19 protein-coding genes are annotated in these 20,667 nt (G+C 73.5%); 7 read left to right on the top strand and 12 right to left on the bottom strand.

The window, feature by feature from the left end; genetic code table 11:
- Positions 1-148: 148 nt before the first annotated feature.
- A complete protein-coding gene (locus tag PSU4_RS10805) occupies positions 149-559 on the top strand; it encodes a PH domain-containing protein (RefSeq protein WP_186816872.1) in 411 nt (136 codons plus the stop codon).
- Positions 560-563: 4 nt separating this feature from the next.
- Positions 564-2,405, top strand: a complete 1,842-nt coding sequence (gene ilvD, locus PSU4_RS10800; RefSeq protein WP_147105859.1) for a dihydroxy-acid dehydratase — start codon at positions 564-566, stop codon at positions 2,403-2,405.
- Positions 2,406-2,454: 49 nt separating this feature from the next.
- On the opposite strand, the gene PSU4_RS10795 is transcribed toward ilvD, so the two are convergent.
- From PSU4_RS10795 to PSU4_RS10785, 3 genes are read right to left on the bottom strand one after another with little or no spacing between them, the layout of a single operon-like run.
- A complete protein-coding gene (locus PSU4_RS10795) occupies positions 2,455-3,237 on the bottom strand; it encodes a phosphotransferase (RefSeq protein WP_147105857.1) in 783 nt (260 codons plus the stop codon).
- A complete protein-coding gene (locus tag PSU4_RS10790) occupies positions 3,234-3,827 on the bottom strand; it encodes a DoxX family protein (protein ID WP_147105852.1) in 594 nt (197 codons plus the stop codon). The genes PSU4_RS10795 and PSU4_RS10790 overlap by 4 nt, the downstream gene beginning before the upstream one ends.
- Positions 3,828-3,881: 54 nt before the next feature.
- Positions 3,882-4,799, bottom strand: coding sequence for a 2-hydroxyacid dehydrogenase (locus PSU4_RS10785; RefSeq protein ID WP_147105849.1), 918 nt, complete (start codon positions 4,797-4,799; stop codon positions 3,882-3,884).
- Between the two features lie 89 nt (positions 4,800-4,888).
- On the opposite strand from PSU4_RS10785, the gene PSU4_RS10780 reads away from it, so the two are divergent.
- A complete protein-coding gene (locus PSU4_RS10780; RefSeq protein ID WP_246115043.1) occupies positions 4,889-6,031 on the top strand; it encodes a PQQ-dependent sugar dehydrogenase in 1,143 nt (380 codons plus the stop codon).
- Between the two features lie 94 nt (positions 6,032-6,125).
- Complete coding sequence (locus PSU4_RS10775; RefSeq protein ID WP_147105846.1) at positions 6,126-6,950, top strand: hydroxypyruvate isomerase family protein; 825 nt, start codon at positions 6,126-6,128, stop codon at positions 6,948-6,950.
- Between the two features lie 90 nt (positions 6,951-7,040).
- Here PSU4_RS10775 and gatB read toward each other — a convergent pair whose 3' ends face one another.
- The 3 genes from gatB to gatC form a co-directional block, all read right to left on the bottom strand.
- On the bottom strand, positions 7,041-8,543 hold the full coding sequence (gene gatB, locus PSU4_RS10770; RefSeq protein WP_147105843.1) for an Asp-tRNA(Asn)/Glu-tRNA(Gln) amidotransferase subunit GatB: 1,503 nt from the start codon (positions 8,541-8,543) through the stop codon (positions 7,041-7,043).
- Positions 8,540-10,048 (bottom strand): Asp-tRNA(Asn)/Glu-tRNA(Gln) amidotransferase subunit GatA, encoded by a 1,509-nt coding sequence (gatA, locus tag PSU4_RS10765; protein WP_147105840.1) that lies wholly within the window; start codon positions 10,046-10,048, stop codon positions 8,540-8,542. The genes gatB and gatA overlap by 4 nt, the downstream gene beginning before the upstream one ends.
- A gap of 73 nt (positions 10,049-10,121) precedes the next feature.
- Positions 10,122-10,445: an Asp-tRNA(Asn)/Glu-tRNA(Gln) amidotransferase subunit GatC gene (gatC, locus tag PSU4_RS10760; RefSeq protein WP_147105836.1), complete on the bottom strand. Its 324-nt coding sequence runs from the start codon at positions 10,443-10,445 to the stop codon at positions 10,122-10,124.
- A gap of 342 nt (positions 10,446-10,787) precedes the next feature.
- On the opposite strand from gatC, the gene PSU4_RS10755 reads away from it, so the two are divergent.
- Positions 10,788-11,447 (top strand): ACT domain-containing protein, encoded by a 660-nt coding sequence (locus tag PSU4_RS10755; RefSeq protein WP_147105834.1) that lies wholly within the window; start codon positions 10,788-10,790, stop codon positions 11,445-11,447.
- A gap of 21 nt (positions 11,448-11,468) precedes the next feature.
- Positions 11,469-12,596, top strand: a complete 1,128-nt coding sequence (locus PSU4_RS10750) for a helix-turn-helix domain-containing protein (RefSeq protein WP_147105831.1) — start codon at positions 11,469-11,471, stop codon at positions 12,594-12,596.
- Positions 12,597-12,763: 167 nt separating this feature from the next.
- Here the strand turns inward: PSU4_RS10750 and PSU4_RS10745 are convergent, their stop codons facing one another.
- The 6 genes from PSU4_RS10745 to PSU4_RS10720 form a co-directional block, all read right to left on the bottom strand.
- Positions 12,764-13,927 (bottom strand): fatty acid desaturase family protein, encoded by a 1,164-nt coding sequence (locus tag PSU4_RS10745; RefSeq protein ID WP_147105828.1) that lies wholly within the window; start codon positions 13,925-13,927, stop codon positions 12,764-12,766.
- 7 nt (positions 13,928-13,934) lie between these two features.
- Entirely contained in the window at positions 13,935-14,999 is a 1,065-nt protein-coding gene (locus PSU4_RS10740) for a ferredoxin reductase (RefSeq protein WP_147105825.1), read from the bottom strand.
- 154 nt (positions 15,000-15,153) lie between these two features.
- Positions 15,154-15,873, bottom strand: a complete 720-nt coding sequence (locus tag PSU4_RS10735) for a 3-keto-5-aminohexanoate cleavage protein (RefSeq protein ID WP_147105822.1) — start codon at positions 15,871-15,873, stop codon at positions 15,154-15,156.
- A 476-nt stretch (positions 15,874-16,349) separates the two neighbouring features.
- Positions 16,350-18,671 (bottom strand): NAD-dependent DNA ligase LigA, encoded by a 2,322-nt coding sequence (ligA, locus tag PSU4_RS10730; protein WP_246115042.1) that lies wholly within the window; start codon positions 18,669-18,671, stop codon positions 16,350-16,352.
- 39 nt (positions 18,672-18,710) lie between these two features.
- Positions 18,711-19,091, bottom strand: a complete 381-nt coding sequence (locus tag PSU4_RS10725) for an LLM class flavin-dependent oxidoreductase (protein ID WP_147105815.1) — start codon at positions 19,089-19,091, stop codon at positions 18,711-18,713.
- 80 nt (positions 19,092-19,171) lie between these two features.
- Complete coding sequence (locus PSU4_RS10720; protein WP_147105812.1) at positions 19,172-20,269, bottom strand: pyridoxal-phosphate-dependent aminotransferase family protein; 1,098 nt, start codon at positions 20,267-20,269, stop codon at positions 19,172-19,174.
- 69 nt (positions 20,270-20,338) lie between these two features.
- Here PSU4_RS10720 and PSU4_RS10715 point away from each other — a divergent pair, with 69 nt between their 5' ends.
- Positions 20,339-20,638 (top strand): hypothetical protein, encoded by a 300-nt coding sequence (locus PSU4_RS10715; protein WP_147105809.1) that lies wholly within the window; start codon positions 20,339-20,341, stop codon positions 20,636-20,638.
- Positions 20,639-20,667 lie beyond the last annotated feature (29 nt).

Below are 20,667 nucleotides of genomic sequence, written 5' to 3'. Positions count from 1 at the left end.
GTGAGGAACTCAGGCGAGAACGCGCCTGCGAATTACGAGTACTCCGGAAACGAACATGTGCCGACGCTAGCACGGTGCGGCTGCGCATCGTGAGGCGCATCGTCAACCCGGGGCGAGCGTCACCCCGCCGGGTGCGACGATGGGGTGCGTGAACAGCACTCCCACGGAGGTGCCCGCGCGGGCGGTCTTCCGACCGGCACGGCTGGCCTACCTGTTCCCGGTGGCCCTCGCGGTGTTCGCGATCCCGGCCGCGTTCGGCGCGCCCTGGTTCTGGCTCATCTACCTGGTGCCGGTCGCGATCGTGTACTGGCTCGCCCGCACCCGCACGGTCGTCGACGCCGAGGCCGTGACCGTGCGGACGGCCTTCGGCGGCCGCCGCGTACCGTGGGAGTCGATCAGCTCCCTGCGTCTGCAGCCCGCCACCCGGTCCCGGGGTGCCCGCGTCAGCGCGGTGCTGGCCAGCGGCGGGGAGCTCCCGTTGCCCGCCGTGAACGTCCGTGACCTGTCCCAGCTCGCCGCCGTCAGCGGCGGCAGGCTGCCCGATCCGGCTGGAGAGTGAGCCGATGCCGGCCCTGCGTTCCCGTGTCACCACCCATGGCCGCAATGCCGCCGGTGCGCGTTCCCTGTGGCGCGCCACGGGGATGACCGACAGCGACTTCGGCAAGCCGATCGTCGCGATCGCCAACAGCTACACACAGTTCGTCCCCGGCCACGTCCACCTCAAGGACCTGGGCGACATCGTCGCCGAGGCCGTCCAGCAGGCCGGGGGCATCGCGCGCGAGTTCCACACGATCGCCGTCGACGACGGCATCGCGATGGGCCACGGCGGCATGCTCTACTCGCTGCCCAGCCGCGAGGTCATCTCCGACGCCGTCGAGTACATGGTCAACGGCCACGCCGCCGACGCGCTCGTCTGCATCTCCAACTGCGACAAGATCACCCCGGGCATGCTCAACGCCGCGATGCGGCTCAACATCCCCACGGTGTTCGTCTCGGGCGGGCCGATGGAGGCCGGCAAGGCCGTCGTCGTCGGTGGTGTCGCGCAGGCCCCGACCGACCTCATCACCGCCATCTCCGCGTCCGCCTCGTCCGAGGTCGACGAGGAGGGGCTGTCCGAGGTCGAGCGCTCCGCCTGCCCGACGTGCGGCTCCTGCTCGGGCATGTTCACCGCCAACTCCATGAACTGTCTCACCGAGGCCCTCGGACTTTCGTTGCCCGGCAACGGATCCACCCTCGCCACGCACGCCGCCCGGCGCGCGCTGTTCGAGCAGGCCGGGCGCACCGTCATGGAGCTGGCCACCCGCTGGTACCGCGACGACGACGCCTCCGCGCTGCCCCGCAACATCGCCACCCGCGCCGCGTTCGAGAACGCGATGGCCCTCGACGTCGCCATGGGCGGCTCCACCAACACGGTGCTGCACATCCTCGCCGCCGCGCAGGAGGGCGAGGTCGACTTCACCCTCGCCGACATCGACGCCATCTCCCGGCGCGTCCCCTGCCTGGCCAAGGTGTCGCCGAACTCCAGCTACCACATGGAGGACGTGCACCGCGCCGGCGGAATCCCCGCCATCCTGGGCGAGCTGTGGCGCGCAGGACTGCTCCAGGACGACGTGCACACCGTCCACTCCCCGTCGCTGCAGGAGTGGCTCGGCGAGTGGGACATCCGCGCCGAGTCCCCGTCCGAGCAGGCCGTCGAGCTCTACCACGCCGCCCCCGGCGGCGTCCGGACCACGACGGCGTTCTCCACGTCGAACCGCTGGTCCTCGCTCGACACCGACGCCGCGGGCGGCTGCATCCGCGACAAGGAGCACGCCTACACCGCCGACGGCGGTCTCGCCGTGCTCCGCGGCAACCTCGCGGAGAAGGGTGCCGTCATCAAGACCGCCGGCATCCCCGAGGACATCTGGCGCTTCGAGGGGCCCGCGCGGGTCGTCGAGAGCCAGGAGGAGGCCGTCTCGGTCATCCTCAACAAGGAGATCCAGCCCGGCGACGTCCTCGTCGTCCGCTACGAGGGTCCCGCCGGCGGGCCGGGGATGCAGGAGATGCTGCACCCCACCGCGTTCCTCAAGGGCGCGGGCCTGGGCGCCAAGTGCGCGCTGATCACCGACGGCCGGTTCTCCGGCGGGTCGAGCGGCATCTCCGTCGGCCACGTCTCCCCCGAGGCCGCCGCCGGCGGCACGATCGGGCTGGTCGAGAACGGCGACACGATCCTTCTCGACGTCCGCTCCCGCACCGTGGCGCTGCTCGTCGACGACGAGGTCCTCGCCGCCCGGCGGGCGAAGATGGAGGCGTCGGAGCGGCCGTGGCAGCCGGCCGACCGGCAGCGCCCGGTCTCGCAGGCCCTGCGCGCCTACGCCGCCCTGGCCACCTCGGCCGACACGGGCGCCGTCCGCTCGGTGCGCTGACCCCACTGCCCCTGTGAGCGGCGATAGTCGCTATAGCGACTATCGCCGCTCACAAGGCCTGTAGGCCGTTCGACGCCATCTCCGCCAGTTCCCGGACGCGGGCCGCACCCAGGTGGTCGGCCGCGAAGCCCAGGTAGGCGACGCCCATCGCGAGGTCGGACCAGCCGTCCTCGACCGGATCGCCCGTCGCGACGTCGGTGCCCTGCGCGCGCAGCACCGCGAGGTCGAAGCCGCAGGGCGCGACGCGTGCGTTGCCCCAGTCGATCAGCCTGCCGCCCACCACGTTCCCGCGGTGCGGGTCGCCGTGGGTGAGCGTGCGCGACACGGCGGTGGCGGCCCGGAGGGCGCGGGGGTCGTCGGCCCAGTCACGGACCTCCACGGCGAGTGATGCGAACGCGTGGTCCACGGCCGGGGCGATGCGCTGCAGGCACAGCTCACGCCACCACGCCGCATCGGCCACCGGAACCGTGCGGGGGCGCTTGCCGCGCCAGTGCGTGTGGACGCGGTCGAGCATCGTCAGGACGGCGGCGGGGACCGGCTCGTCGTCGGCGAGGGGTGGTCCGTCGTGGAACGGGACCACGACCCAGCCCGGGCCGGCGGCGATCAGGACGGGCTCGTCGAGGGTCGGGACGACCGCGACGGCCCGCAGCGCCGCCACCTCCCGCGCCGCGGCCGCCTTGACGACGACCGACGTGCCGTCGGAGAGGTCGACACGCTCCGCGCCGCGTTCCGACGCGTAGCCGCCGGCCAGCGCCCGGCGTGCGGTGACGGACACCGGCCCGCGCCGCCGGGCCAGGGCGGCGAGCCACGCCTCGTCGGCCGGGTGAGTCACCGACGCAGCGTCAGCATCACCACGAGGACGATCGCGACCGTGACGATCAGGCAGACGACCGCGTAGGGCATGGGGCGCCGCAACCAGGTCCGGCCGTTGTCGAGGGAGATCCGGCCGGCGCCGGCGAACATCAGCGTCGCCGCGCCCGCGCCCAGCAGGATGTCGAGCTCGATCGCGTCGGGCGCCTGCGCCGCGAAGAAGTAGACGGCGGGCACCTTGACCAGCAGCGCCACGACCTTGATGGCGAGCAGGCCCGCCGCCGCGAGCGGCGTGAACAGGCCGAGGACGACGAACGCGCCTGCGGCCAGCTCCACGATGCCCAGCGCCCAGGCGAGGCTGGTCTGCTGCGCGACGAACCCGTACGCCGCGAGGTTCTCCGCGGTCCGGGTGATGCCCAGACCGCCCCACATCCCGAAGACCTTCTGCGCGCCGTGGGCGAGGAACAGCCCACCGACGGCGAAACGCAGGATCAACAGCCCGATGTCCGCGGCGCCGTTCGAGGGGACCGGCCGCCGCTCGGGGCGGGTCGTCGACGTCGAGGGTTCGGAGTCGAAGGTCCCGTAGTCGATCGACCGGGTCGGTTCGCTCATGTGGCGCAACACTAGTCGCCGCAGGTCACCGGGGGGTCGAGCCGCGGCGGCGTGTCAGTAACCGTTCTCCACGAGGTTCGGCGGCCGCTCCCCGCGGACGAACGCCGCGATCTGCTCGACGGCGATCCCGTAGGCCCGGCGCATCGCGCCAGGGACGCTGCCGCCGACGTGCGGGGTGAGCAGCAGCCCGGGCGCCGACCACAGCGGGTGCCCCTCCGGCAGCGGCTCCGGGTCGGTGACGTCGACCGCCGCGCGGATGCGGCCCGTCGACAGCTCCGCGACGAGCGCATCGGTGTCGGCCACCGGGCCGCGCGCAGCGTTGACGAGGATCGCGCCGTCGGGCATCGCCGCGAGGAAGCGGGCGTCGATCAGGCCGCGGGTGTCGTCGGTCAGCGGGACGATGACGACGCAGGCGTCGAACCCCGGCAACAGGTCGTACACCTCGTCGATGCCGTGGACGCCGTCGCGGGCCCGGCGCCCGACGAGCGTCGTCGACACCCCGAACGGGGTCAGCCGGCTCACGGTCTGCGCCGCGACGTCACCTGCGCCGACGATCAGCACGCTCTTGCCGTCGAGCTCGTCGGTGCGGTGGTAGTCCCAGCGACCCTCGTCCTGCGCGCGCTGGAACACCGGGAAGTCGCGGTAGATCGCGAGCAGCACCCCGACGATCCACTCCGCCGTCGCGCCGCCGTGCGCGCCCTTGCAGTCCGACAGCGCCACACCCTCGGCCAGGTTGCCGACCCAGATCTCGGCGCCGGCCGTGAGGAGCTGCACCAGCCGCAGCTCGGGCATCTGCTCCGCCAGGCGCACGCCGCTGGCCGGGGAGAGGAAGGGCGGGATCAGGATCTCGGCCGTCGCGGCCTCGGGAGGGAGCGGGGCGTCGGGGTCGTAGTGGACCGGCCGCACGCCGGGCAGCTGCTCGAGGGCGGCGTGGCCCTCCTCGTCACAGACCAGGACGTCGATGTCAGGCACCTCGCCACGCTAAACCGCCGCGCCCCGTCGGTGGTCGGGCGGTGGCCGCACTCACGGGGGGATCACCGGTGCCGCCCTAACCTGGAGCCGTGTGGAGCAGGCGAGTCGTCGGTGGGCTGTTCCTCGCCGTGCTGCTCGCGTTCGTCGCCGGCTGCGCCGACTTCCCCGACGACGGGCAGCGCACGTGGCAGGACCAGGTCGAGAACTCCGGCGAGCTCGGCGGGCCACCGTCGGTGCAGCAGCCGCCCCCGCCCGGCGGGCCCGGCGGCGGCCAGAGCCCGCCGCCGCAGAGCGGCGCGCCGCAGCAGCCGGCGGGATGTGTCGACGCGGACCCGCAGGTCGTCGCCACCTGCCTCGCCCCCGTCTCCGCGATCGCGGTGCTCCCCGACGCCACCTCCGCGCTCGTCGCCGAACGCGACACCGGCCGGGTCCTGCGGGTCCAGCGCGGCACCGCTCCCCAGCTGATCGCGACGGTGCCCGTCGACGCCGCCGCCGGCGGGCTGTCCGGGCTCGTGCTCTCCCCCAGCTACGCCGAGGACGAGCTCGTCTACGCCCTCGCCTCGACCGGGTCCGACCAGCGGGTCGTGCGCATCGTCGCCGGTGAGGGGCCCAAACCTGTGCTCACCGGTATCCCCCGCGGCCCGGGCGGCGCGCTCGGGGTCGACCCGACGTCGGGGTACCTGCTGGTCGCCACGGGCGGCGCGAACTCCGACCCGGCCTCGCTCGCGGGCAAGGTCCTGCGTGTCGACACCCTCGGCCGCCCGGCCCCCGGCAACCCCGGCGGCAGCCCCGTCTACGCCTCCGGGCTGACCGACCCCCAGGGCATGTGCGCCGGCCCCGACGGCACCACCTGGGTCACCGACCGGGCCGCGGGCCGCGACGTCCTGCACCGCGTCGCGCCCGGTGCCCTCCCCGCCCCCGCGTGGACGTGGCCCGACCGGCCCGGTGTCGCCGGCTGCTCGGTCAACGCCGGGGTCCTCGTGGTGGCGCTCACCGGCGGCAAGTCGCTCTTCGCGCTGCGGCCCGGGGAGAACGGCACCTTCACCGGCGACCCGCAGACCCTGCTCGTCGACACCTACGGCCGCCTCTCCGCCGCCGCCCCGGGCCCCGACGGGCTGCTGTGGCTGGGGACCACCAACAAGGACGGCGGCGCGGGCGCGACCCCCAAGGCCGCCGACGACCGGGTGATCCGCATCCAGCCCCCGACAGGCGGCGGGGCGAGCCGGGCCTGATCCGCCCCGTCGGCCTCCTTTTTCGAACGAACGGCACAGTCGCGCAACTGAGTTGCGCGACTGTGCCGTTCGTTCGGGGTGGGAGGCTGCCCGGGTGACCCTTCCGCTCGTCGCCAACATCTCCCTGCTGTTCGCCGAGGTCCCCTACGAGCAGCGGTTCGCCCGCGCCGCGGCGGCCGGGTTCACCGCCGTCGAGACCTGGTGGCCGTGGCCGACGCCCGTCCCCCCGCCCGGGGGCGAGGACTTCCTCGTCGACGCACTGGAGTCCGCGGGGCTGCGGCTCGCCGGGCTCAACCTCTACGGCGGCGACCTCGGCGCGGGGGTCCGCGGCATCGCGTCCGACCCCTCGCTGCGAGCCGAGTTCGACGCCAACCTCGACGCCGTCGTCGCGATCGCCCGGCGCACCGGCTGCCCGGTGTTCAACACCCTCTACGGCCAGCGCCGACCCGACCTGCCCGACGCCGACCAGGACGCGGTCGCCGTCACCAACCTGACGACGGCCGCGCGCCGGCTCGGGGAGGTCGGCGGCACGTCGCTCGTCGAGGCCCTGGGCCGGGGGCTCAACGGCGCCTACCCGGTCGAGACGGCCGCCGACGCCGCGCGGGTCGTCGAGACCGTCCGTGGTGGCGGCGAGGAGGCGATCGGGTTCCTCTACGACACCTTCCACCTGACCACGAGCGGCGACGACCTGCTCGCCGCGATCGACGCGTACGCCGGGCTGATCGCGCACGTCCAGATCGCCGACGCCCCGGGCCGCGGGGAGCCCGGCACCGGGACCGTCGACGTCGCGGCCGTCGTGGACCGCTTGTGGGACAAGGGCTACCGGGGCGCGGTCGCCGCGGAGTACAAGCCCACGGTGCCGACGGAGGAGTCGCTGGGCTGGTTGGCCGGGGTGCGGCACCTGCAGCCGCTCGCGTAGCGCCGCCCCGGGCTGCACGCGGGAGCTGCGCGCCAGGTCAGGGGTCGTGAGTGGCAATAGTCGCGATAGCGACTATTGCCACTCACAGGGTTACGCGCCGCAGCGCTCGATGATCAGCTCGCGGACCCGCTTGGCGTCGGCCTGGCCCTTGGTGGCCTTCATGACCGCGCCGACGATCGCGCCGGCCGCCGCGACCTTGCCGCCGCGGATCTTCTCCGCGACGTCGGGCTGGGCGGCCAGCGCCTCGTCGACCGCGGCGATCAGCGCGCCGTCGTCGGAGACCACCGCGAGCCCTCGGGACGCGACGACCTCGTCCGGCTCGCCCTCACCCTCCAGGACACCGTCGACGACCTGGCGGGCCAGCTTGTTGTTCAGCTCCCCCGTCGTCACCAGCTCGATGACCCGGGCCAGCTGGGCCGGCGTGATCGGCAGCGCGTCGAGAGCGACACCGCGGGTGTTGGCCTGCTGCGACAGGTAGGACACCCACCACGAGCGGGCGTCGCCCGACGGCGCCCCGGCGTCGACGGTCGCGGCGACGAGGTCGAGCGCGTCGGCGTTGACCAGGTCGCGCAGCTCGGCGTCGGAGAGCTGCCACTCCTGCTGGATGCGGGCGCGCCGCTCCCACGGCAGCTCCGGCAGGGTGCCGCGCAGCTCCTCGACCCACTCGGCCGACGGCGCGATCGGGACCAGGTCGGGCTCCGGGAAGTACCGGTAGTCCTCGGAGGTCTCCTTGATCCGCCCCGACCGGGTGGTGGCGGTGTCCTCCTGGAAGTGGCGCGTCTCCTGGACGACCTTCTCCCCCGCGTCGAGGACGCCGGCGTGCCGGCTCATCTCGTAGCGGACGGCCCGCTCGACCGAGCGCAGCGAGTTCACGTTCTTCGTCTCGCTGCGGGTGCCCAGGATGCCGGACCCCTTGGGCGACAACGACAGGTTCACGTCGCAGCGCATCGAGCCCTGGTCCATGCGGACGTCGGACACGCCGAGCGAACGGATCAGGTCGCGCAGCGCGGTGACGTAGGCGCGGGCCACCTCGGGGGCGCGGGCGCCGGTGCCGGGGATCATCTTCGTGACGATCTCGATCAGCGGGACGCCGGCGCGGTTGTAGTCGAGCAGCGAGTACTCGGCGCCGTGGATGCGACCGGTCGCGCCGCCGACGTGCAGCGACTTCCCGGTGTCCTCCTCCATGTGCGCGCGCTCGATCTCGACGCGCACGCTCGTGCCGTCCTCCAGCGTCACGTCGAGGTGCCCGTCGACGGCGATGGGCTCGTCGTACTGCGACGTCTGGAAGTTCTTGGGCATGTCCGGGTAGAAGTAGTTCTTCCGCGCGAACCGGCCCCACGGCGCGATGCTGCAGTTGAGCGCGAGCCCGATGCGGATCGCGGCCTCGACCGCGGCCCGGTTGACCACCGGCAGCGAGCCGGGCAGACCCAGGCACGTCGGGCAGACCTGGGTGTTGGGCTCGGCGCCGAACGTCGTCGGGCAGCCGCAGAACATCTTGGTGTTCGTCGACAGCTCGACGTGCACCTCGAGCCCGAGCGTCGGGTCGTAGCGGTCGACGACGTCGTCGAAGTCGACCAGCGTCGGGGCGGTCATGGCTTCACCTCCGGGGTGCGGCTCGCGAACGGGCTGCCGTCGGCGGCGTCGCGGGCCGCCTCGTAGGCCGCGCCCACCCGGTACATGACGGCCTCGCCGAGGGCGGGGGCCATGATCTGCAGCCCCGTCGGCAGGCCGTCCTCGGCGGCGACGCCGCTGGGGACGGACATGGCGGCGGTCCCGGCCAGGTTGGTGGGGATCGTCGCCAGGTCGTTGAGGTACATGGCCAGCGGGTCGTCGACCTTGTCCCCGATGGGGAACGCCGTGGTCGGCGCGGTCGGCGACACGAGCACGTCGGCCTGGGCGAACGCGGCGGCGAAGTCGCGGCCGATCAGCGTCCGCACCTTCTGGGCCTGGCCGTAGTAGGCGTCGTAGTAGCCCGACGACAGCGCGTACGTGCCGAGGATGATGCGGCGCTTCACCTCGGGGCCGAAACCGGCCTCACGGGTGGCGGCCATGACCTCCTCCGCGGAGGCACCCTTGTCGACGCGCAGGCCGTAGCGCATGGCGTCGAACCGCGCGAGGTTCGACGACACCTCGCTCGGCAGGATCAGGTAGTACGCGGCGAGCCCGTACTGGAAGTGGGGCGCGCTGACCTCGACGACCTCCGCGCCCAGCTTCTCCAGCTCGCGCAGCGCCGCGTCGAAGTTCTCCTGCACACCGGCCTGGTAGCCCTCACCGGTCAGCTCGCGGACCACGCCGACGCGCACACCGCTCAGGTCGCCCTTCGCGCCGAGGCGGGCGGCCTCGACCACTGCCGGGACGGGGGCGTCGATCGACGTGGAGTCCATCGGGTCGTGCCCGCCGATGATCTCGTGCAGCAACGCCGCGTCGAGAACGGTGCGGGCGCACGGGCCGGCCTGGTCCAGCGACGACGCGCACGCCACCAACCCGTACCGCGACACCCCGCCGTAGGTGGGCTTCACACCGACCGTGCCGGTCATCGCCGCAGGCTGGCGGATCGAGCCGCCGGTGTCGGTACCGATCGCGAGCGGGGCCTCGAACGCCGCCAGCGCCGCCGCCGAACCACCGCCCGAGCCACCCGGGATGCGGTCGAGATCCCACGGGTTGCGCGTCGGGCCGTAAGCCGAGTACTCCGTCGACGAGCCCATGGCGAACTCGTCCATGTTCGTCTTGCCGAGGATCGTGATGCCCGCGGCGCGCAGCTTCGACGTGACCGTCGCGTCGTACGGCGGGCGCCAGCCCTCGAGGATCTTCGAGCCGACCGTCGTGGGCATGTCCGTCGTGGTCAGGACGTCCTTGAGCGCCAGCGGCACACCGGCCAGCGCCGACGCGGGAGCGGTCCCGGCGGCGAGCGACTCGTCGACCAGCGTGGCCGACGCCAGCGCCGCCTCCGCACCGACGTGCAGGAACGCGTGCACGTCCCCGTCGACCGCGGCGATCCGGTCGAGATGCGCCTGCGCGGCCTCGACGGCCGACACCTCGCGCACGTGGATCTTCTCCGCGAGCTCCGCCGCGGAGAGACGCGTCAGATCGTCGCTCATCGCTCCCCCTCGCTGACGCTCGGTCGGCACTGCGCGCAGGCGCTGTGTCGATGGTTCGCTCGCGTACGCTCGCTCACTGCTCCTCCCCGAGGATCTGCGGGACGCGGAAGCGGCCGTCCTCCGCCGCCGGGGCGCCGGACAGCGCCTGCTCCTGCGTGAGGCTGGGGCGGAGCTCGTCGGGCCGGAACACGTTCTCCAACGGCACGGAGTGCGACGTCGGCGGGATGTCCTCGGCCGCGACCTCACCCACCCGGGCGACCGCGCCGAGGATCACGTCGAGCTGACCGGCGAAGACGCCGAGCTCGTCGTCGGTCACGGCGAGGCGGGCCAGCCGCGCGAGGTGCGCGACCTCGTCACGGGTGATGGCCCCGCCCGACGACGGGGATTCGGGAGACATGTCCCTCCAGGGGTGAAGCGGTGGACGGCGCCCACGCGGGCTGCTCACGACGGCCGGCCCGCGGGCCGGCGCGCGGCGTCACGACCGGGCCTGATGCCGAGTCTAGGACCCCCGGTCGACGGGGCTTCCGCGCACCCGTGACCACCCGATCCACACACCCCGCGGTCACGACGACACGCTCGGTCACACGCGTCATGTCACGGTGGGTGCTGTGGGACCTCGCCGCGCCTGGCAGGATCGCCGGTGTGCCGCGTCGGCCGCCAACGGGGCACTGCTCCTCGGCGCGCGCGGCGTCCGCCCGGCCACCGGGGTCGTGCGGGCCAGGTGAGGAGGCGTGGCCGGGTGACGTTCTTGCTCCGCGTGGTACTGCCGGATCGACCGGGCAGTCTCGGAGCGGTCGCCTCCGCACTGGGTGAGGCCGGCGCCGACATACTCGGCGTCGACGTCGTCGAGCGCGTCGACGGGATCGCCGTCGACGACCTCACCGTCGAGCTCCCCTCCAGCCGACCGCCGGACGTACTCATCACCGCCGCCGAGTCGGTACGCGACGTGCAGGTCGAGTCGGTCCGCCCCTACTCCGGGCGGCTCGACACCCATCGCGAGCTGGAGCTCGTCGACCGCATCGCCGCCGAACCCGCCCACGGCCTGCAGCTGCTCGCCGAGGAGGTGCCGCGGCTGTTCCGCGCAGGCTGGTCGCTCGTCGCCGTCCGGGAGGGCACGCGGTCGTGGCGGCTCGCCGAGTCGTCGGCCGCCCCCGAGACCCGCGCGGGCGACCTGCCGTGGCTGCCGCTGGCCAAGGCCATCGTCATCGACCCCGACGAGCACTGGGTCCCCGAGCCCTGGCGCGCGCTCGACACCGAGCTCGCCGCCGCCCCTCTCGGGCCCGCCTCCGTGCAGCAGGTGCTCGTCGTCGGCAGGCCCGGCGGGCCCGCGTTCCGCCCGTCCGAGCTGGCGCGGCTGAGCCACCTCGCGGGCATCGTCACCTCGGTGCTGGGCGGCTAGGTGGACCGGCCCTGGGCGCACGTGCCCGGATGGGTCGGTCCGGCGCTGGCCCCCGACCTGCTCGCGGCCACCGACTCCATCATCGCCGCCGTCCGCGCCCAGGTCCCCGAGTACGCCCGCCCCCTCGAGGGTCGTTTCGGCGAACGCATCACCCGCGGCGTCACCGTCGCGCTGCGGCAGTTCGTCGCCCTCCTCGGCTCCGAGGCCGACCTGCCCGACACCCGCACCTACCACGACCTGGGCATCGTCGAGCACCGCGAGGGGCGCACCCTCGCCGCGCTGCAGGCGGCCTACCAGGTCGGCGCCCGGACCGTCTGGCAGGCCATCACCGCGGGCGAGAACGCCCGACGCCTCGAGCCCGACGTCGTGTTCGCCCTGGCCGAGGCCCTGTTCGGGTTCATCGAGCAGCTGTCCGCGGCCTCGGTCGTCGGGTGGGCGCACGCCGAGGCCACCGTCGCCGGGTCGCTGCGCGCACGCCGCCAGGAGCTCGTCGAACTGCTGCTGCAGACCCCGCCGCCCGCCTCCGCCGAGGTCGACCGCGCCGCCGCCGCCGCGAACTGGGCACTGCCCGCCGCGGTCGTCGCGATCGTCGTCGACGACGACGCCGTCGAGATCGCGGGCCGGCTGCCCGGGGCCGTCGGCGCCAGGATCGAACCCGGCGGAGTCGTCCTGCACGGCGCCCGCGACGACCTCGCCGACGTCGTGGCGCGGGCCGTCCGCGGCCGCCGCGCCGTCCTCGGACCCGCGGTCGCACCCGGCGACGTCGCCCGGTCCGTCGCCCGCGCCCGCGCCGCCTGGCCCCTGCACGCCGCGGGCGCCCTCGGCGACGCGCCCGTCGTCCGTGCCGACGACCATCTCGTCACGCTGCTGCTCACCGCCGACGCCGGCCTCACCGCCGACCTCTGCGACCGCGCCCTCGCCCCGCTGCGCGCCCTGCCCGCCGGGGCCGGCTCGCGGGCCGAGGAGACGCTGCGGGCGTGGCTCGACGCGCACGGCGACGTCACCGCCACCGCCGCGGCCCTGCACGTGCACCCGCAGACGGTCCGCTACCGGCTCGCGGGCCTGCGCGACGCGTTCGGCGACGCCCTCGACGACCCCCTGCGCCGCCTGGAGCTCACCCTCGCCCTGCGCGCCGTCCCTCCCCTGTGAGCTCCGGTCGCACCGACGTCGTTGCACGAACGGCACAGTCGCGCCATTGAGTTGCGCGACTGTGCCGTTCGTTCGCTTCCCCGGGCGGCCCCCCCGTTGTACGAACGGCCCTTTCCCGCAACTGAGTTGCGGGAAAGGGCCGTTCGTGCGATTCGAAGCTGAGGGGGTCAGGCCGCGCGGCGCGCCACCGCGGGCAGGCGGACGCCCGTGCGCGGGCGCAGCCTCCGGACCGGGGCGGGCGAGCCACCGTAGCGCTTGTGCCCACCCGGGAACGCGAGCCGGGCCAGGCGCCGCAACACCGTGGCGTACTGCCGCGGCAGCGACCCCGCGCTGTAGGGCAGCCCGTAGCGTCGGCACACGTCCTGGACCTGCGGCGCGATCTCCGCGTACCGGTTGCTCGGCACGTCCGGGAACAGATGGTGCTCGATCTGGTGGCTCAGGTTGCCGGTCATGATGTGGAACAACGGACCACCCGTGAGGTTCGCCGAGCCCAGCAGCTGCCGGATGTACCACTGCCCGCGGCTCTCGTTCTCCAGCCGCGCCTCGTCGAAGGTCTCGACGCCGTCCGGGAAGTGCCCGCAGAAGATCACCGCGTGCGACCACACGTTGCGCACCAGCGCAGCGGCGGCGTTCGCGGTCAGCGTCGACACCGCGCCGCGCCCCGACAGCAGCGGGAACAGGACGTAGTCCTTCGCGAGCTGTGTGCGGGCCTTTCGCCAGATCGTCTTCATCTCGGCCTTCGCGTCGTCCCAGGACTTGGTGCCCTCCTGGACGCGGTCGAACTCGATGTCGTAGATCGCGATGGCCCACTCGAAGAACGCCGAGAGCCCGATGTTGTAGATCGGCTGCAGCAGGTAGGCGGGATGCCACGGCTGCTCCGGGGTGACGCGCATGATCGCGTAGCCCAGGTCGCGGTCCTTGCCACGGACGTTGGTGAAGGTGTGGTGCTCGTAGTTGTGCGAGCGCTTCCACATCTGCGACGGCGACGCGTGGTCCCACTCCCACGTCGTGGAGTGGATGTCGGGGTCACGCATCCAGTCCCACTGTCCGTGCAGGATGTTGTGGCCAAGCTCCATGTTCTCCAGGATCTTGGCGACGGACAGCGCCGCCGTCCCGGCCACCCATGCCGCGGGGACGCGCGAGAACAGCAGCAGCGTCCGGCCCCCGGCCTCCAGGCCGCGCTGGACCCGTACGACGGTGCGGATGTAGTGGGCGTCGGCCTCGCCGAGACTGTCGACGACGCTCGCCCGGATCGCGTCGAGCTCGGCACCGAGGGCGTCGACCTGCTCCTCGGTCAGATGGGCGTCGGCGACGCCGGTCGTCGTGCGCACGGTGCTCCTACAGATCGATGGTGACGTCGCCGAGCGGGGCGGAGACGCAGGTGCGGACGGGTTGACCCGCCGTGTCGTGGGTGTCGCCGGTGAGCAGGTCGCGCACGGCGCCCGAGCGCAGCGGCCCGACGCACGTGTGGCAGATGCCCATCCGGCAACCCGCCGGCAGCAGCGCCCCCGCGGCCTCGCCCGCGGCCATCAACGGCTCGCCCTCGCCGGCGTCGGCGGTGATCCCGCTGGTCGCGAACGTGACGCGGCCACCGGTGCCGGTGGCGTCGTCCCAGGTCGGCGGGCGGAAACGTTCGACGTGCAGCGCCGACGGGTCGCCCACCCGCTCCCAGTGGTCGGTGAGGTCGTCGAGCATGTCGGCGGGCCCGCAGGCCCACGTGTGGCGGGCCGTCCAGTCGGGCACCAGGTCGGTGAGCGCGTCGGGGCACACCCGCCCCTGCGTCGCGGTGTGCCGTTCGACGAGCCGCATCCCGGTCCGCGCCGCGAGCGTCCGCAACTCGGGACCGAACACGACGTCGGCGGCGGTGCGGTCGCTGTGCACGTGCACGGCGCCGTCGAGCGCCGCCGGGTTGCGGGCAGCCAGCGTGCGCAGCATCCCCATGACCGGGGTGATGCCGCTACCGGCCGTCACGAACAGCAGCTTCTCGGGGGTGGCAGCGGGCAGCAGGAACTCACCCGACGGCTCCGAGATGCGCACCAGCGTCCCGGGCCTCGTCTGGTGCGCGAGTCGTGTCGAGACCAGGCCGCCCGGCACCGCCGTCACCGTGACCGCGAGCAGCGGGTCACCCGGGCGCGACGTGATCGAGTAGCTGCGCCACGTCCACACCCCGTCGACCTGCACACCCAGGCCCACGAACTGGCCGGGCCGGTGGGCCGGCAGGCGCGTCCCGGAGCGCAGCAGCAGCGTCGTGGCGTCCGCGGTCTCCCGGCGGACGTCGACGACCCGGGCCCCCGGCGCACGCCTCGACCGCAGCGGCCGCCACACCGACACGAAGTCCTCCGGCAGCAGCGGCGTCGTCAGCGCGCGGGCCGCGGCGAGCACACGCCGTGCGAGGGGAGCCATGTGACCGACGGTAGGGAGGCACGTCGGGCGGGGACCACGCCGTAGGCAACGGGGAGGTAACGGAAACTGTTGCAGGACCCACAACCCGCATTCCCGGCCGTGACGCAGCTCATCCATGCAGACGGGAACTACCGCCCTGACCTGCGGAAACCGTTCAGGGCCGGAAAGCCAGCGCGGAGCGGACCAGATCGTCGTTACCGGTCGCCAGCCACCCGTCGGGGCGCACCAGCACGTCCTCGAAGCCGATCCGCGTGTCCTTGCCCATCCGCAACGCGTACTCCAGGACGGGCCACGCCCCGTCCTCCTCGCCGTGCAGCATCACCGGCACCGGCAACGACCCGAGCGCCCGCAGAATCCGCACCGCCTCCGCGACCGCCGTCGCCGGATCCGACACCGTCGACTCCGCCAGCACCCGCACCGTCGACGGCGGGACCCCGTTCTGGCGCAGCGTCACCGCGTCGCCCATCGTCCAGACGCCGAGCTCCACGCCGATCCCCACCGACGCCGCCGCCTTGCAGACGTCCACCCAGCCCTTCTCGTGGACGTTCACCGAGCACACGTCCGGCCTGCCGTGGTCGAGCCGTCCCCAGGCCAGGACCGCGTCGATCCGCTTCTTGGGGTCGGGCTGGATCCAGCGGCCCGTCGTCACCCCGATCTCCATGTTCGGGACCTCGTGCCGGATCAGCGCCACCGCGTCGCCGACGTGCACCGGGTCGAGGGTCTCCTCGCCGTCGGGGTCGCGAGGATGCACATGCACGGCGGTGAGTCCGAGGCGGGCGACCGCGCGGGCGTCGCGCGCGAGGTGTCGGGCCTGGATGGGCAGCGCGGGGTGCGCGTCGGCCGGACGCGAGCCGTTGAGAACCGCCTGCAACACCCTGGACCCTCCCTCGTCAGCGCGAGCCTAGCGAGTGCCGGGCCGCCCGCGACGTGATCGAGCCGCGGCCCGACAGTCGATCACATCCCGGTGCCGCCGTCGCCGGGCCGCGCCGGGACGTTCGTGGACGTAACCGAACCGGTTCAGTCGCTGCGCCGGTTCGGGTGTGCGCTCCACCGACGCACGCGGCAACCCCACCGCGGCCGGGTCCCGTCCCGCCTGTCCTCCCGGACGGCCCGGCGCAACCTCACTGCTGTGTCCGCGCCCGCGGACGACCGTGGGGTTGCGCGCGAAGAACCGGCCGCAACCTCACTGCTGTCCCGGAGCCGTCCGAGGACCGTCAGGTTGCGCGCGGATCATCGGCCGCAACCTCACTGCTCCCCCCGGGCCGTGCAAGGACCGTCAGGTTGCGCGCGAAGAACCGGGCGCAACCTCACCGCTGTCCGCCCGCCCGTTCACGACCCTGAGGTTGCGGGTCAGTCGCTGGAGTCCGCCCTCGTCGCGACCTTCTCCGCTTCCTCCGGACCCGAGGCCAGCAGCACCCCGAGACCGGCCTCGTCGAGGATCGGGACGCCGAGTTCGAGGGCCTTGTCGTACTTCGAGCCGGGGGCGTCGCCCGCGACGAGGAAGGCCGTCTTCTTCGACACCGACCCGGCGGCGCGGCCGCCGCGGGCGGCGATGGCCTCCTTGGCCTCGTCGCGCGACCAGCCGGCCATCGACCCGGTGATGACGATCGACAAGCCTTCGAGGGTACGCGGGATGGACTCGTCGACCTCGTCGACGGTGCGCACGCCGGCCGCCCGCCACTTGGCGACGACGTCGCGGTGCCAGTCGACGGTGAACCAGTCGCGCAGGGCGGCCGCGATGGTCGGGCCCACGCCCTCTCCCCCGGCGATGGGGGCGAGCGCGGCGGCGACGGCCTTGGCCTTGGCGCGGGCGGCGTCGCGTTCGGCCTTGGCCGCTGCGACGGCGGCTTCCTCCTGCGCATCGGCCTGGTCCTCGGGAGAGACATCAGGCTCAGCCACGGGGACCTCGGGGTCGGCGTCGTCGGCCGAGCCGTCGGAGGTGATCTCCACCCCGGCCTTCTCGGTCTCCTCCGCCGCCCGGGCGGCGGCCTCCTCGATCGCCTCGAGTGATCCGAACTCACGCGCGAGGGCCTGCGCGGCGGTGGGCCCGACATGTCGGATCGACAGGCCCACGAGCACCCGCCACAGCGGTTGGTCCTTGGCCTTCTCGAGGTTCTCCAGCAGCTTGCGGCCGTTGGCGCTGAGCACGCCCGCCTTGGTGCGGAAGAGGTCGACCTGCAGCAGGTCCTCCTCCGTCAGCGAGAACACGTCGCCCTCGTCGGTGACCACACCCGCCTCGAGCAGTGCGGTCGCCGCCTTGTAGCCGAGCGCCTCGATGTCGAACGCGCCACGGCCCGCGATGTGGAACAGCCGCTCGCGCAGCTGGGCGGGGCAGGACCGGGCGTTGGGGCAGCGGATGTCGACGTCGCCGGCCTTCTGTCGGGCCAGCTCGGTGCCGCACTCGGGGCAGTGCGTCGGCATGACGAACTCGCGTTCGGTGCCGTCGCGGACGTCGATGATCGGGCCGAGGACCTCTGGGATGACGTCGCCCGCCTTGCGGATGACGACGCGGTCGCCGATGAGCACGCCCTTGCGCCGCACCTCGTCGGCGTTGTGCAGCGTCGCCAGGGAGACGGTCGATCCCGCGACGGTGACGGGCTCCATGAGCGCGAACGGCGTGACGCGCCCGGTGCGCCCGACGTTCACCTCGATCTTGAGGAGCTTCGTCGTGACCTCCTCGGGCGGGTACTTGAACGCGATCGCCCAGCGCGGCGCCCGCGAGGTGGAGCCGAGCCTGCGCTGCAGGGCCACCTCGTCGACCTTGACGACGACGCCGTCGATCTCGTGCTCGATGTCGTGGCGGTGCTCGCCCCAGTACTGGACGTGGGCGACGACCTGGTCGATCCCCTGCACGATCGTGGTGCGTTCGGAGACCGGCAACCCCCAGGTGCGCAACGCCTCGTAGGCGTGGGAGAGGCGGTCGGGGGCGAAGCCCTCGCGCTTGCCGAGGCCGTGGCAGATCAACCGCAGGTTTCGCGACGCGGTGACGCGCGGGTCCTTCTGCCGCAACGAGCCGGCGGCGGTGTTGCGCGGGTTGGCGAACGGCGGCTTGCCCGCCTCCACGAGGGAGGCGTTGAGCGCCTGGAAGTCCTCGAGGCGGAAGTACACCTCGCCGCGCACCTCGATCAGCTCCGGTACGGGGAACTCCGCGGTGCCGGTGAGCTGTTCGGGCACCTCGACGAGCGTGCGCATGTTGAGCGTGACGTCCTCGCCGGTGCGCCCGTCGCCGCGGGTGAGAGCCCGGACGAGCTTGCCCTGCTCGTACAACAGGTTCACGGCGAGCCCGTCGATCTTCAGCTCGCACAGGTAGTGGACGGCGTCGCCGACCTCCCGGCCGACGCGCTCGGCCCACGTGCGCAGGTCCTCGTCGCTGAACGCGTTGTCGAGGCTCTGCATGCGTTCGAGGTGGTCGTGCGCGGCGAACTCGGTGGCGAACCGGCTGCCGACCTTCTGCGTCGGCGAGTCGGGCGTGACCAGGTCCGGGTACTGCTCCTCCAGCGCCACCAGCTCACGCCACAGCTCGTCGAACTGGCCGTCGGACACCACCGGCGTGTCGAGCACGTAGTACCGGAACTGGTGGTCGGCGACCTCGGTGGCGAGCGCGGAGTGCCGCTCCCGGACCGCGTCGGGCGCGGGCTCGGGAGCGGTCCCGGCGGGGCTGTCGGTGCTCACCCGGGAGAGGTTAGTGGCGGGCACCGACAGTGGCGCGCATCAGAGCCCCAGGTCCGCGAGCCGATCCACCTGATCGGGGTCGGTCGCCCAGCAGTGACGGACGAGCGCGTCGACGCCGAGGTCCGCGAACGCCTTCGCCGCGCCCCGAACCGCCTCCGGCGACGTGGGCAGCCCCGCGGCCATCCGGTCGCCGTCCCCGGTGAACTCGTACTGGGCCGGCATCGACGACCGGGCAGCGTCGACGACGGCGGGAGGGCCGAGCGCGACGTCGACCTGCGCGACGTTGCGGGGCTCGCCCGACCGTCCCGCCGCCTCCCAGGAACGGGCGACCGTCTCGAACAACGGTCCCGCCCACGACTGCGGTGCAGCGCAGAGCAGCCCGTCGCCGAAGCGGGCGACCCGCGCGAGGGCGGCAGACATGAAGGCACCGAGAAGGATCTCGGGACGACGGCGCCGGGAGCGGCCCGACCGCCGTCTCCCCCGCCCCCGGCGCGCGCAGGTCAGGCCAGGAGCTCCCGGACGGCACCGATCAGGGTGACGACCGACCGCTCCGTGGCGGCGTGGCCCATCATGCCGATGCGCCAGGCGCGGCCGGCGAAGGCACCCAGCCCGCCGCCGACCTCGATGCCGTACTCGGCCAGCAGCCGCTTGCGCAGCGAGCCCTCGTCGAGACCGTTGGGCAGCGTCGTGGCCGTGAGCTGCGGCAGCCGGTTCGACTCGGGCGCGATCAGCCCGAAACCCAGCTCCGGCAGCGCCGACTGCAGCAGCCGGCCGATGCGGTCGTGGCGCGCCCACACCTGCTCGACGCCCTCCTCGAGCAGCCGGCCCAGGCCCGCGTGCAGCGAGTAGGCCAGCGTCGAGGACGCCGTGTGGTGGTAGGTGGGCGGGCTGGCGAGGAAGTACTCGTGCAGCAGACCGAGGTCGAGGTAGAACGACCGGACCGGGGTCTTGCGGGCCTTCATCCGGGCTACCGCGCGGGCGCCGAGCGTGACCGGCGCGAGGCCGGGAGGGGCGCCGAGGCACTTCTGCGACGCGGAGTACGACGCGTCGATCTGCCAGGCGTCGACCTCCAGCTGCGTGCCGCCGAGCGCGGTCACGGCGTCGACCAGCAGCAGCGTGTCGGTCGGCGCCAGGGCCGCGCCGACGGGCGCGACGTCGTTGCGCACACCCGTCGACGTCTCCGCGGCGACGACCGCGAGGACCGCGGCGTGCGGGGCGGCCTGTTGGGCGGCGATGAGGTCGGCCGGGTCGATCGGGGTGCCCCACGGGGCCTCCACCCGGACGACCTCTGCTCCGCCGCGGCGCGCGACCTCGCACAGCCGCTCGCCGAAGTAGCCGTTGACGCCGACGATGATCGTGTCGCCGACCTCCAGCAGCGAGGCGAGGCACGCCTCCATGCCGGAGGAGCCGGTGCCCGACACGGGCAGTGTCAGCTCGTTGGTGGTGCGGAAGACCTGTTGGAGCCGCTCGCGGATCTCGGCGATGACCGCGAGGTACTCGGGGTCGAGGTGACCGAGCACGGGGCGGGTGAGGGCTTCCATGGCCTCGGGGTACGGCTCGGAGGGGCCCGGGCCGAGCAGCAACCGATCTTCGTGCATGTGGCGGACGATACTCTCCGGCGAGCGGGGCCCGAGCCCCCGGAGCGTGGGAGCCGACGGGTGGTGTGCATGGTCGTGAGCTGCGACGACGGGCTCGTCCTGACCGGTGTGCACCACGAGAAACTTCTCGACGGGGAGCCGCTCGACGTGCCTGGTGTCGAGGACGAGCTCGCCGGCTGCCGCACGGTCGCCCACCTCGGGCTCGCCGTGTCCGCGAGCCGGGAACTCGCCTTCGACCTGCGCACGGCGATCCGCCTCTACGAGCGCGTCCCCCTCGGCGACGACGACGTGGCCCTCACCCTCGACGACCCCGTCCTCCTGGCGTGGCTGCTTCACCGCGGCGGAGCGGTGGAGGTCCTGGCCCCCTGATCCGACCCCTGTGAGCGGCGATAGCCGCT

This window comes from Pseudonocardia sulfidoxydans NBRC 16205 (assembly GCF_007989085.1).
GTDB classification, from domain to species: Bacteria; Actinomycetota; Actinomycetes; order Mycobacteriales; family Pseudonocardiaceae; genus Pseudonocardia; species Pseudonocardia sulfidoxydans.
Note: the sequence above shows the minus strand (reverse complement) of the source record. Positions and strands in the feature narration are given on the sequence as shown.

Coding starts and splice junctions, on each gene's coding strand:
- gatB (WP_147105843.1), bottom strand. CDS start 8,543: ATGACCGCCCCGACGCTGGTCGACTTCGACGACGTCGTCGACCGCTAC.
- PSU4_RS10715 (WP_147105809.1), top strand. CDS start 20,339: ATGGTCGTGAGCTGCGACGACGGGCTCGTCCTGACCGGTGTGCACCAC.
- gatA (WP_147105840.1), bottom strand. CDS start 10,048: ATGAGCGACGATCTGACGCGTCTCTCCGCGGCGGAGCTCGCGGAGAAG.
- PSU4_RS10725 (WP_147105815.1), bottom strand. CDS start 19,091: ATGTCTGCCGCCCTCGCGCGGGTCGCCCGCTTCGGCGACGGGCTGCTC.
- PSU4_RS10740 (WP_147105825.1), bottom strand. CDS start 14,999: ATGGCTCCCCTCGCACGGCGTGTGCTCGCCGCGGCCCGCGCGCTGACG.
- PSU4_RS10790 (WP_147105852.1), bottom strand. CDS start 3,827: ATGAGCGAACCGACCCGGTCGATCGACTACGGGACCTTCGACTCCGAA.
- ilvD (WP_147105859.1), top strand. CDS start 564: ATGCCGGCCCTGCGTTCCCGTGTCACCACCCATGGCCGCAATGCCGCC.
- gatC (WP_147105836.1), bottom strand. CDS start 10,445: ATGTCTCCCGAATCCCCGTCGTCGGGCGGGGCCATCACCCGTGACGAG.
- PSU4_RS10720 (WP_147105812.1), bottom strand. CDS start 20,269: ATGCACGAAGATCGGTTGCTGCTCGGCCCGGGCCCCTCCGAGCCGTAC.